12 protein-coding genes and 1 tRNA gene are annotated in these 11,318 nt (G+C 68.8%); 5 read left to right on the top strand and 8 right to left on the bottom strand.

The annotated features are described in order from the left end of the window. A partial coding sequence (locus tag BR07_RS0113450; RefSeq protein ID WP_037185725.1) for a radical SAM protein occupies positions 1-492 on the bottom strand: 492 nt, incomplete at its 3' end. Between the two features lie 89 nt (positions 493-581). Between BR07_RS0113450 and BR07_RS0113445 the strand changes: the two genes are divergently transcribed. The 3 genes from BR07_RS0113445 to BR07_RS0113435 are packed head-to-tail and all read left to right on the top strand — an operon-like array spanning position 582 to position 3,216. Further along, entirely contained in the window at positions 582-1,787 is a 1,206-nt protein-coding gene (locus BR07_RS0113445) for a molybdopterin molybdotransferase MoeA (RefSeq protein ID WP_027505887.1), read from the top strand. Then, a complete protein-coding gene (gene moaCB / locus BR07_RS0113440; RefSeq protein ID WP_269320097.1) occupies positions 1,784-2,806 on the top strand; it encodes a bifunctional molybdenum cofactor biosynthesis protein MoaC/MoaB in 1,023 nt (340 codons plus the stop codon). The genes BR07_RS0113445 and moaCB overlap by 4 nt, the downstream gene beginning before the upstream one ends. Then, entirely contained in the window at positions 2,803-3,216 is a 414-nt protein-coding gene (locus tag BR07_RS0113435) for a molybdenum cofactor biosynthesis protein MoaE (RefSeq protein ID WP_027505885.1), read from the top strand. The genes moaCB and BR07_RS0113435 overlap by 4 nt, the downstream gene beginning before the upstream one ends. Here the strand turns inward: BR07_RS0113435 and BR07_RS0113430 are convergent. Further along, positions 3,213-4,220, bottom strand: coding sequence for a CobW family GTP-binding protein (locus BR07_RS0113430; RefSeq protein WP_027505884.1), 1,008 nt, complete (start codon positions 4,218-4,220; stop codon positions 3,213-3,215). The two genes, BR07_RS0113435 and BR07_RS0113430, sit on opposite strands and share 4 nt — an antisense overlap. Before the next feature lie 67 nt (positions 4,221-4,287). Then, complete coding sequence (locus tag BR07_RS24540) at positions 4,288-5,088, bottom strand: N-acetylmuramoyl-L-alanine amidase (protein ID WP_051613375.1); 801 nt, start codon at positions 5,086-5,088, stop codon at positions 4,288-4,290. 288 nt (positions 5,089-5,376) lie between these two features. Here BR07_RS24540 and BR07_RS0113420 point away from each other — a divergent pair, with 288 nt between their 5' ends. Beyond that, positions 5,377-5,721 (top strand): histone-like nucleoid-structuring protein Lsr2, encoded by a 345-nt coding sequence (locus BR07_RS0113420; RefSeq protein ID WP_027505883.1) that lies wholly within the window; start codon positions 5,377-5,379, stop codon positions 5,719-5,721. Positions 5,722-5,806: 85 nt separating this feature from the next. On the opposite strand, the gene BR07_RS0113415 is transcribed toward BR07_RS0113420, so the two are convergent. Next, a tRNA-Ala gene (locus tag BR07_RS0113415) sits at positions 5,807-5,879 on the bottom strand. 93 nt (positions 5,880-5,972) lie between these two features. Beyond that, positions 5,973-6,731, bottom strand: a complete 759-nt coding sequence (locus tag BR07_RS0113410) for a DsbA family protein (RefSeq protein ID WP_027505882.1) — start codon at positions 6,729-6,731, stop codon at positions 5,973-5,975. Between the two features lie 111 nt (positions 6,732-6,842). On the opposite strand from BR07_RS0113410, the gene BR07_RS0113405 reads away from it, so the two are divergent. Beyond that, positions 6,843-7,595, top strand: a complete 753-nt coding sequence (locus BR07_RS0113405; RefSeq protein WP_442970338.1) for a VIT1/CCC1 transporter family protein — start codon at positions 6,843-6,845, stop codon at positions 7,593-7,595. Here the strand turns inward: BR07_RS0113405 and BR07_RS24535 are convergent. The 3 genes from BR07_RS24535 to BR07_RS0113390 all read right to left on the bottom strand — a co-directional run bounded on the left by BR07_RS24535 (position 7,536) and on the right by BR07_RS0113390 (position 11,283). Continuing rightward, entirely contained in the window at positions 7,536-8,861 is a 1,326-nt protein-coding gene (locus tag BR07_RS24535; RefSeq protein ID WP_081821272.1) for an MFS transporter, read from the bottom strand. The genes BR07_RS0113405 and BR07_RS24535 overlap by 60 nt on opposite strands. Continuing rightward, positions 8,858-10,498: a phosphoglucomutase (alpha-D-glucose-1,6-bisphosphate-dependent) gene (gene pgm, locus BR07_RS0113395; protein ID WP_027505880.1), complete on the bottom strand. Its 1,641-nt coding sequence runs from the start codon at positions 10,496-10,498 to the stop codon at positions 8,858-8,860. The genes BR07_RS24535 and pgm overlap by 4 nt, the downstream gene beginning before the upstream one ends. A gap of 110 nt (positions 10,499-10,608) precedes the next feature. After that, complete coding sequence (locus BR07_RS0113390) at positions 10,609-11,283, bottom strand: LON peptidase substrate-binding domain-containing protein (protein ID WP_155957026.1); 675 nt, start codon at positions 11,281-11,283, stop codon at positions 10,609-10,611. Between the last annotated feature and the right edge of the window lie 35 nt (positions 11,284-11,318).

Raw genomic sequence — 11,318 nt, 5'->3', positions numbered from 1 at the left:
CCGGTCCCGCCGGGTCAACGATGCGAAGTGCTTGCGGTCGATCGTGTCGAGAGAGACGTTGACCCGGGTCAGACCCGCCTCGCGAAGACGCTCCGCTCGGCGTTCGAGGCCGATGCCGTTGGTGGTCATCGACAGTTCGACACCGGGTGCGTGCTGAGAGGTCAGGGCAATGATGTCCACGATGTCCTTGCGGACCAACGGCTCGCCGCCGGTGAAGCGGACCTCGCGCACACCGAGGAGTCGATCGGCGACGCCGACGAGGCGGGCGATCTCCTGCGCGGTGAGCAGCTGTTCGAACTCCAGGTTCGGCAGCCCCTCGGCCGGCATGCAGTAGGTGCATCGCAGCGAGCACTTCTCGGTGACCGAGATGCGCAGGTCCCGCGCGATGCGACCGAAACTGTCCAGCAGGTGCGGAACGTCCGGACGGCCGACCATGGACGGCGCGCGCACGACACCGGGCAGGCTGGGAATTCCCATGCTCACCGTCGTCATCCGATCACCTCCACTCGCCGTTCACGTCAGTATGCCCGTTCGGGGCAACGGGAACCCGACCGTCCTCATTCCCGCTCTAGGATGACCGCATGGGCCATGCGCACACGACGTCGGCACGCTCGGTCGAGGATCACGCCGTTCGGCTCGACGAGATGATCACCCGCGCGTGGTCCGCTCGCCCCCCGGAGACGGTTCCGCTCACCGATGCGCTCGGCCGCGTGACGCACGCGGACATCGAGGCCCTCATCGACGTCCCCAACTTCCGGAACTCCCAGATGGACGGATACGCGGTCGACGCGGAATCGGTTGCCCGCGTACCGGTCACACTGCCGGTCACCGGCGTTCTCGCCGCCGGCGATGCCGGTGACGAACGGCATCGGTCGGGCACGGCACGCAAGATCATGACCGGCGCTCCGGTACCCGAGGGCGCCGACGCGGTGATCCCCGTCGAGGACACCGAGATGGACGGGGACGGTGTCCGCATCCTCGGCTCACGGCGCTCGGGTGAGTACGTGCGGGAGCAGGGCAGCGACATCGCGGCGGGGTCGGTCGTCGTCCCGGCCGGCACGACGCTCGGCCCCCGTCACCTCGGCGCTCTCACGGCCGTCGGCCGATCCGACGTCACCGTCCGCCCCCGGCTGCGGGTCGCGGTCATCGCGACCGGCGCCGAACTCGTCGAGGCGGGCAGTGCACTCGGACCCGGTCAGCTGTACGACTCGAACGGTCTCACGCTCGCGACCTCGGTGACCGCGGACGGCGCCGTGGTGACGTTCCGCGGCCGCAGTACCGACACCGCCGACGAGTTCTCCGCGATGCTGTCCGAGGCCGCCGAGAACGCGGACGTGATCATCACCTCGGGGGGTGTGTCGATGGGCGACTTCGAGGTGGTCCGGGACGTGCTCGGCCCCCGCGGGGGAACCTTCACCCACGTCGCGATGCAGCCCGGTGGGCCGCAGGGGTGGACCGACCTCGACGGCACCCCGGTGATCAGCTTCCCCGGCAATCCCGTGAGCACCCTGGTGTCCTACCTCGTCTTCGCCCGTCCGGCGATCCGGAGGCTCTCGGGCCTCCCCGACGCGACCGTCACCGAGCGCATCGCCGACGAGGCAGTCCGATCCCTGCCCGGACGGCGTCAGTTCCTGCGGGGCCGACTCACGGAGACCGGCGTCGTGGTGTCGTCCGGACCGGGGTCGCACCTGGTGGTGTCGATGGCCGCCGCGGATGTCCTGGTCGACGTCCCCGCGGACACCGTCGAGGTGCCCGCGGGCAACAGTGTGCGAGTGTGGCCGCTGTGAACGATTCATCCGCTGCGCACTCATCCGGGAGTTCCTCCACAGGGCTCTCGCACCTGGACTCCGACGGCCGGGCCCGCATGGTCGACGTCAGCGGGAAGAGCGAGACCACGCGCACCGCGGTCGCCGCCGGGTCCCTACGGACGACTCGGGACGTGATCGCCCTGGTGCGTGCCGACGGCATGCCGAAGGCCGATGTCCTGTCGACCGCGCGCATCGCCGGCATCGCCGGAGCGAAGCGGACGTCCGATCTCATTCCGCTGTGCCATCCGCTTCCGCTGTCCTCGGTCGCGGTGTCCTTCGGCTTCACCGACGACACGATCACGATAGAGGCTACAGCCGTCACGACCGGGCGGACGGGCGTCGAGATGGAAGCACTGACGGCGGTGTCCATCGCCGGGCTCACGCTGCACGACATGGTCAAGGCCGTGGATCCGGCAGCGTCGATCGAGTCGGTGCGTCTGATCCGCAAGGAGGGTGGCAAGCGCGGCGTGTGGACGCGCGACGACCACCAGCCCGACACCTCCTCCACAGCAACGCCTCTCGGCGATCAAACTGCGGTCGTCGTCGTCGCGTCCACCGGCGGCGCAGCCGGGACGCGCGAGGACACCACGGGACCGCGCATCGTGTCGTGGCTCGGTGACCGCGGTTTCGACGTTCGAGGGCCTCTCGTCGTGGCAGACGCCGACGTGGCCGCGGGCTTACGAGACGCCCTCACCGGCGGACCCGCCCTGATCATCAGCACCGGCGGCACGGGCGTCTCCCCCACCGACGCCACACCCGACGCCACCCGGCCACTGCTCGACCGCGAACTACCCGGCGTCGCGGAGGAGATCCGACGTACGGGACTGGCAGCCACCGTGCACGCCTCGATCAGCCGCGGGTTGGTGGGCGTCGCTGGGAAGACAGTGATCGTGAACCTGCCCGGATCACCCGGCGGAGTGAAGGACGGACTGACGGTGCTGGATCCGATCGTGGACCATCTCGTCGCCCAGGTACGCGGAGGCGGTGCTCACGAATGACAACGGTTCTCGCCCGGATCTCGAGCGATCCGATCGATCCGGCGGAGGTCTCCGACGCCGTCTCGGGTCCCGAACACGGTGCCGTGCTGGTGTTCTGGGGAGTCGTCCGCGACCACGACCACGGCGAGTCGGTGTCGGCACTCGAGTACCGAGCCCACCCCGACGCCGAGAAGTTCCTGCGTCGCTGCTGCGAGGACGCGGCCGCGTCGTCCGGCCTGCCGACGGCGGCCGTGCATCGCGTCGGCGACCTGACGATCGGTGACACCGCTCTCGTCGCCGCGGTCGCGTCTCCCCATCGCGCCGAAGCATTCGCAGCGTTGCAGGCGTTGGTCGATCGCATCAAGACCGAGGTGCCGATCTGGAAGCGCCAGCAGTTCCCCGGCGACACCAGCGAGTGGGTGGGGCTCTAGCGGTCGCTGGTGCGCAGGAACCTGTGCACCACGAGTGATTCTGCGTCGGTCGCACTCTCGGTGCGGATCATCGCCTCGATCCGGGCACGCGCCGCCGCGACGTCGAGTCCCGAGCCTATGAAGACCAGCGCGGTGTCTCCACGGGACGAGGCGGTCTCGACGTCGATGTGGACGCCGACCGTCTGGACGACGAATCGCGCCGCGCCACGGCCGAATCGAACGAATCCCTTGGATCTGTACAGCCCCGGCGGCGGGTTCTCGAGGAACTCGAAGAACGCCCGCGGATCGAGGCAGTCGCTGGTCTCGACGCTGAACGTCTCGTAACTCGCGTGCAGGTGGTCGTGGGGATCGTCCTGCTCCCGCAACAGATCGTCGAGCGCGAGTTGCCGGGGCCCGTCGTCGGGGCGCTCCGGCGGATCGAGAAGGAGCGACACGTCCACGGCTCCGTGCGACGTCACCACCGTCGGGGCAGGGGGAGCCGCGTCGCGCACCAGCGTGAGCACCTCGTCGATGCGTCCGGGTCCCACCGCATCCGCTTTGTTCACCACCACCAGGTCGGCGAGTCCGAGATGCTGAGCGAGGTGCTGGTGCCGGGCCGTCGACTCGAGTACGTGCAGGGCGTCCACGACCATCACCATGCCGCCGTACCGGATCCGCGAGTCGGTGCTCGCGACGACCATCCTGATGAGAGCACGTGGCTCCGCCACACCGCTGGCCTCGACGACGATCGCGTCGACGGCGGCACTGGTCGCGGTGAGGGCTCCGAACATCTCGTCGAGATCCTCGGTGTCGACGGCGCAACACAGACAGCCGTTGCCCAGGGTGATCATCGAGTCGACCTGCCCGGCGACCAGCATCGAGTCGATGTCCACGGCGCCGAAGTCGTTGACCACCACACCGATTCGAATGCCGTGATTGCGGCGGAGGAGATGGTTGAGCAACGTCGTCTTACCGGATCCGAGGTACCCGGCGACGAGGACGACCGGAACAGCGCTGCGAGACACCGCGTCAGGGTACGTCAGCCGATTCAGCCTCCCCACCCCTACCGACCGGCCTCCGGCCTTCCCGCCCTCACCGACCGGCCTCCGGCCTTCCCGCCACGAAATCGACGATCCCGGTCGCGATCGCCGCCGCATGGGACGCGCGACCCTCAGCACTCTCGAGCTCGGCGGCATCCGACGGGTTCGACCCGTTGCCCATCTCGAGGAAGACCACGGGGACGGTCGTGAGAGCGGGGGCGGCCACGTCGGATCGCACCTGCAGCCCGTCCACCCCCGCATAGTTCGCCGGGGTGAATCCGGCTCGCTCGTACGCGTCCCGCATGGCGGTGGATGCACGCCGCCCCTCACCGGACTGCACCTCGTCGACGTCGGCGGACGGCACCGGCAGCGCCGGCACGATGACGTGGAATCCGTGATGCGCGTCGTCGGACCGGAGTGAGGTGGAGTCGGCGTGAACACTCACCGCCACCGCGGCGCCCGATGCACTAGCCGCCCGCGCACGGTCGGTGATGCACCCACCCCATCCCGTGTCGTCCGGCCGGCTCAGCACGATCTCGGCACCCAGACTCTCGAGGCGCGAGGCTACTAGTTGCGACACGTCCCAGACGATGGTGTGTTCCGGCGTTCCGCCGAGCGCCGTCATCCCGCTCGTCTGGCAGTCCTTCGTACCGCCCCGGCCGTCGTCCACCTGCGCTGCGAGGTTCTCCCCGTGGCCCGTTCCCTGGTGTCCGGGATCGAGGAAGATCACGGTGCCCGCGAGCGGTGCGTCCGGTGTCACCGGGATCGCAGCGGCCCCCGGCGGGACCGCCACGGAGACCAGTGCGACCGCGAGGATCGAGACACCACAGTGTCGTGCAACCGACGATCGCATACGCCCCACTTCCCACCTCGGCGCACGTGCGCCGACACGATGTTCTCGCGATTTCCAAGAATGGCACGGCGAATTGGTTGAACGTGTGATGATCGGTAGCCGTCCGTGACCCCGTCGTGACCGTTCGCGAGTCCGGACAGCGTGAATCGCGATATCCGTGCACAATGGCTCCGCGCCCCGAGAAAATGACGTGTATCGCGGCGCCCCCGACCGAATTGGAAGGGCGGTTCACACGGTATGGTCTCGGCAAAGCGTGATTAACCGAGCTCAGCGACGAAAGCAGAAGACATGGCGAAGAAGGTCGTTGTTCAGCTGGTCGACGACATCGACAGAACACCTCTCGAGGACGATGGCGAACACATCACGTTCGCGGTCGACGGCACGCACTACGAGATCGACCTCGGGCCCGACAATGCCGCCGAGTTCCGACGTGTTCTGGGTTATTACATCGAGCACGCGGCGAAGGTGTCGGCCGGAACGCACAGCGGACGACGCAGCACGAAGCCGATGGGACGACGCAGTCCCGAACAGACCAGGGCCGTGCGCGAATGGGCCGTGGACGCGGGATTCACGGTGTCGAGCCGCGGGCGCATTCCCTCCGAGGTGCAGAGCGCGTACGACGCAGCGCACTGACACCACATCACACGCGAAAGGCCCCGTACCTGACCGGTACGGGGCCTTTCGCGTGTCCGCCTACTTCGGTGGAGCCGTTACTCGGTGGAGCTAAGGGGACTCGAACCCCTGACCCCCACACTGCCAGTGTGGTGCGCTACCAGCTGCGCCATAGCCCCGTGCTCTTCTGACCGTGAGAAACAGTGTTTCGCACCGCTCGAAGAACGCTCGACCGAAGTTACACCATCGGTTCGACGAGGTCCAAATCAGCGTCAGCCGAGATCGGACACCCAGGCGGAGTTGGTGGTGGTGTCGACGATCGCGCCGTCCACGATGACGGTGGGAGTGCCTCGCGCGCCGGCAGCTGCGAGCGCCGCGCTACCCGTCGCAGCGTCGGTGGCGGCGTCCGCCACTCGCGTTCCGTCGGTGATGCACTGTGCCGCCTCGTCGGAGGCTCCCGCCTCCGTGGCGCGGGCGGCGAGCTCGTCGGCGGTGTGGTCCGCGCTGCCCTTCTCCTCCGGCTGGAAGTCCGGCGAGAACAGGGCCGAGTGGAATGCTGAGTAGGCGGGCCCGTCGCCCGTGGCGGCGACGCACTGCGATGCGGCGGCCGCACGGGTGCTGTAGTCACCGCTGGGCGACAACTGATTCAGGAAGTCGAGCATGTGATAGCGCACCGCGATGGTGCCCTCGTCGATCTTCTGCGCGAGTTCCTGGCCGTAGGTGTTCTCCAACTCGGCGCAGTACGGGCACATCGCGTCCTCGTAGATGTCGACCGTGCGTGTCGCCTCCGGGAGACCCAGCCGCACCACGCCGTCGTCGTCGACCGAGGAGGTGACCGCCGCATTCTGCACGGACCCGTATCCGTCGGCGCGCGGCTGGCTGCGGGAGTTCTGCCACAACACTCCGCCGATGACGACGGCCGCGATGACCAGGAGAGCGAGACCGCCCAGAACATAGGTCGACGTGCTCGACGACTTCTGTGGCGTGTACTTGCTCGACGATTTCGATGACGACGATTTCGAGGCATTCACGCGAATACTGTGTCACGCGCGACTGACAGTGTGCTGAGAACTGGATGTCAGGTATGCCAATGCTTGCTGGTAGAGACGTTCCGGCGCGCGTACATTCGCCCCGTGACCCACATCGAGCCCCGTGATCCGCAGGCGTCCGCCGTGCCCGTCGAGGGAGGGCCCGGCCTGCCCCACGACATCGATCACACTCACGCCGACGTCTCGGGAGGCTGGCTCCGGGCCGCCACGTTCGGGGCCATGGACGGACTGGTGACCAACACCTCGCTCATCGCGGGTGTCGGCGGTGCGGGCGTCTCGACGCACACGCTGGTCCTCAGCGGCATCGCCGGCCTCGTCGCGGGGGCGTTCTCGATGGCACTCGGCGAGTTCACGTCCGTGTCCACGCAGAACGAGCAGATCGATGCCGAGGTGAGCACCGAGCGCGCCGCGTTCACGAGGTACCCGGAGGCCGAACAGGCGGAGTTGGTGGGCATGCTCACCGACATGGGCATGTCGACCGAGACGGCCACGGTCGCCGCGCGCGAGATCCACACGGACGCCGATCGTGCTGTGGATCTGCACATCTCGCGGGAGTTGGGTGTCGACCCCACTGAGAAGCCGTCACCGTGGGTGGCGGCCGGATCGTCCTTCGTCCTGTTCTCGATCGGCGCGATCATTCCGATCATTCCGTTCCTGCTGGGGTCGGACGTCCTCGCCCTCGGGCTCGCGTGCGGCGCCGTGGGCCTCATGATCGCGGGCGCGCTCGCCGCGCACTTCACCTCGCGGTCGACCGTCGTCGGAGCGCTCCGCCAACTACTGTTCGGCTCACTCGCCGTCGCGGCGACCTACGCCGTCGGATCCCTCATCGGTGTCGGCACCGCCTGAGTCGCCGTCCGGATCGATCGTCACCGCGCTGGGCTTCCCGGTCAGCGACACCCGCCCGGACCGCGTGTCGGGTACCACCATCCAACCGACCGCGGCGATCAGCAGGATGGCACCCGAGGTCCCGAACGCGGCCGCGTAGGAGAGTTCCGTCACGAGTACACCGGCGACCAGCGGCCCGATGACCGAGCCCACGTCCATGGCCATCTGGAATGCGGCGAGGACGGGGCCTCCGCGGGCGCGCGAGCCGATCATGTCGGCCACCGCCGCCTGCTGGGTCGGCGTGATCAGCCCGGACCCGAGCCCGGCGACGAAGGTGATCACGAGGAACACCTCCGTCGATCCCGAGATGCCCATGGTCGCGGTCGATGCGCCGCACAGCAGGAGCCCGGCGACGAGGAACGGCTTGCGCCCGTACCGATCGGACCATCGCCCCGCCGGCACCAACACCACCGCGTTGCCCACCGCGAACACCGCGAGGGCCACGGCGGCCATGGAATCGCTGCGTCCGAGCGCGGCGACGACGAACAGCGGCACGATGGCCGTGCGCACGCCGAACACCGCCCATCCGTTGGCGAAGTTGGACAGCAGGGCCGACCGGTACGTCGGGGAGCGCAGGGCGTCGGCGAACCGCAGCACCACCGCCGCGTCCCGATCGGCCTCCGTGGTCGCGGCGGGTGTTCGCAGGCCCACCGCGACGACGGCGGCGGCCGCGACCAGCGTCACGGCGTAGAAGACGAACGGCGCCCGCAGACCTCCGACACCGAGCACGATGCCGCCCACGAACGGGCCCAGGACTGTGCCGGCCAGGAAGCTCGACGCGTACATGCCGGAGACGCGCCCGCGGCGATCGGGCGGGGCGATCCGGATGAGCAGTCCCAGCGCGGACACGGTGAACATGGTGGACCCGATACCGCCGAGCGACCGGAAGAGGAGGAGTTGCCAGTACGTCTGGGCCAGTGCGCACAACCCGGTCGACACCGCGACGACGACGAGACCGGTGAGGTAGACCCGGCGCTCGCCGATGCGCTGCACGAGCGATCCGCTGGCGGGCGCGAAGATCAGCCGTGTCGCCGCGAAGGCACTGATGATGACGGTGACCGCGAACTCGTCGACCCCGAAGGCGAGCGCGAACCCCGGGAGCGCGGGCGCGACGATGCCGAAGCCGAGTGCGATGACGAACGCGGCCGAGACGAGGATCCAGATGTCGCGGGTGGGATCGGGGGCGGTCCCCCGCGTCCCGGCACCGGCCCCTGCTGCGGCGCTCACTCCCCGGTCAGGACGGACGACACGAGATCGCGCGCGGCGCTCTGCACCTCGGCGAGGTGCTCCGCACCGCGGAAGGACTCGGCGTAGATCTTGTAGACGTCCTCCGTACCCGACGGCCGAGCGGCGAACCAGGCGCTGTCCGTGGTGACCTTGAGTCCGCCCAGAGCCGCCCCGTTGCCGGGAGCCGAGGTGAGCGTGGCGGTGATGTCCTCCCCCGCCAGGGTGGTCGCGGTGACCTGCTCCGCCGACAGCTTCGCCAACACGGCCTTCTGCTCGCGCGTCGCGGGCGCATCGGTGCGTGCGTAGGACGGGTCACCGAACTGCTCGGTGAGCTCCCGGTAGCGGGTCGACGGTGTCTTCCCGGTCACCGCGGTGATCTCGGAGGCGAGCAGGGCCAGGATGATGCCGTCCTTGTCGGTGGTCCAGACGGATCCGTCCGTCCGTAGGAACGAGGCGCCGGCGCTCTCCTCGCCGCCGAACCCGATCTCACCGGAGACGAGACCGGGCACGAACCACTTGAACCCCACGGGCACCTCGAGCAGGGTGCGACCGAGCGAGGCCACGACGCGGTCGATCATCGAGGAACTGACGAGGGTCTTGCCGACCGCCGCCTCGGCGGGCCATCCCGGCCGGTGCGAGAACAAGTAGTCGATCGCCACCGCGAGGTAGTGGTTCGGGTTCATCAGTCCGCCGTCGGGGGTGACGATGCCGTGCCGGTCCGCATCGGCGTCGTTGCCCGTCGACACGTCGTAGTCGTGCCGGGCGCCGATCAACGACGCCATCGCGTTGCGCGACGAGCAGTCCATCCGGATCTTGCCGTCGGTGTCCAGGGTCATGAACCGCCATGTCGCGTCGACGAGCGGGTTGACCACGGTCAGATCGAGGCGGTGTCGCTCGGCGATCGCCGCCCAGTAGTCGACGCTCGCACCGCCCAGCGGATCGGCGCCGATGCGCACACCCGCGGACCGGATGGCATCGATGTCGACGACGGACGGGAGATCGTCCACGTACCTGGTGAGGAAGTCGTACTTCTGCACGGACCCGGCCGGTGCCGACGCCAGAGACACGCGCTTCACGGACGACACACCGGAGCGCAGGATCTCGTTGGCGCGCGCCGCGATCACGGAGGTGGCGTCGCTGTCGGCGGGTCCACCGTTCGGCGGGTTGTACTTGAAACCGCCGTCGCGCGGCGGGTTGTGGGACGGCGTGACGACGATGCCGTCCGCGAGCGCCGACGGACCCGAGGCGTTGTGACGCAGGATCGCGTGGCTCACCGCCGGGGTGGGCGTGTAGCGGTCTGCCGAATCCACCAGCACCGCAACGTCGTTGGCCGCGAGAACTTCCACGGCGGTGACCCACGCGGGCTCGGAGAGCGCGTGGGTGTCGCGACCGAGGAAGAGCGGTCCCGTGGTGCCCTGCGCGGACCGGTACTCCACGATGGCCTGTGTCGTGGCCACGATGTGGTCTTCGTTGAAGGCGCCGTCCAGGGACGATCCACGATGTCCGGAGGTACCGAAGACCACCTGCTGATCGGGATTCTCGACGTCCGGCTTCACGCTGTAGTAGGCCGTCACCAGATGCGACAGATCGACCAGATCCGATGCCTGTGCCCGTTGTCCCGCTCGCTCGTGAGCCACTCGGGTCCTCCTGTGTCGATTGCGTACCCCCGCCCCGAGAACCCTAGTGGGCGAGCAACGACCGCGGACCACGACTGTCGGATCGAGACCCCGACCGCGTCGTCGGACGGTCAGAGATCGGGCAGCGCGGAGAACTCGGCGATCGCGATGACGTCTTCGAGGGCGGTCGCGAGGACGTGGAGTCGTCGTCCGACCGTTTCTGCCGCGAGCACCTTCGCGCGATCGGACGAGCCGAGCGGCAGAGACGACGCGAATTCCCAGACCTCGGCGCCGGAGCGCGTTCCGTCCGCGTCGACACGTGGCGCCTCGGGTGTGGGCAGATCACGCGAGCGTGCGATCCCGGTCAGGATCTCGAACAGCCGGTCGGTGCGCTCCTGCACGAGGTCGTACACCTCGTCCAGCGATTCGTCGCCCGCCGGGAGATCGGGCCAGGCGGTGACACGCGCCCGCGGGTACGGATCGTCCGGCAGCCACTCCAGCACGCGGATCCGGTCGACTCCGCGGCACTCGAGCACGAAGCGCCCGTCCGGTGTGGGGAGGGCGCGGTCGATCCGGATCGACACTGCGGCCACGCCGCGCACGTCCCCGCCGCCGACCTCGTGGCCTCGCTCGATGAGCGCCACCCCGAAGTGCGACTCGGTGTCCAGGCAGTGCTGCACCATCGCGCGGTAGCGGGGCTCGAACACGTGCAACGGCACGTCGTCCCCCGGAAGTACCACCGAGCCGAGCGGGAACATCGGGAGCTCGTAGATGTCGTCGGACCGGGCGTGCATGTCGTCGTCCACACCACCAGCATGCACTCACCGCGACCACCGCGACA

The sequence above is a fragment of the Rhodococcus sp. UNC23MFCrub1.1 genome, from assembly GCF_000686025.1.
GTDB lineage: Bacteria > Actinomycetota > Actinomycetes > Mycobacteriales > Mycobacteriaceae > Rhodococcoides.
Note: the sequence above shows the minus strand (reverse complement) of the source record. Positions and strands in the feature narration are given on the sequence as shown.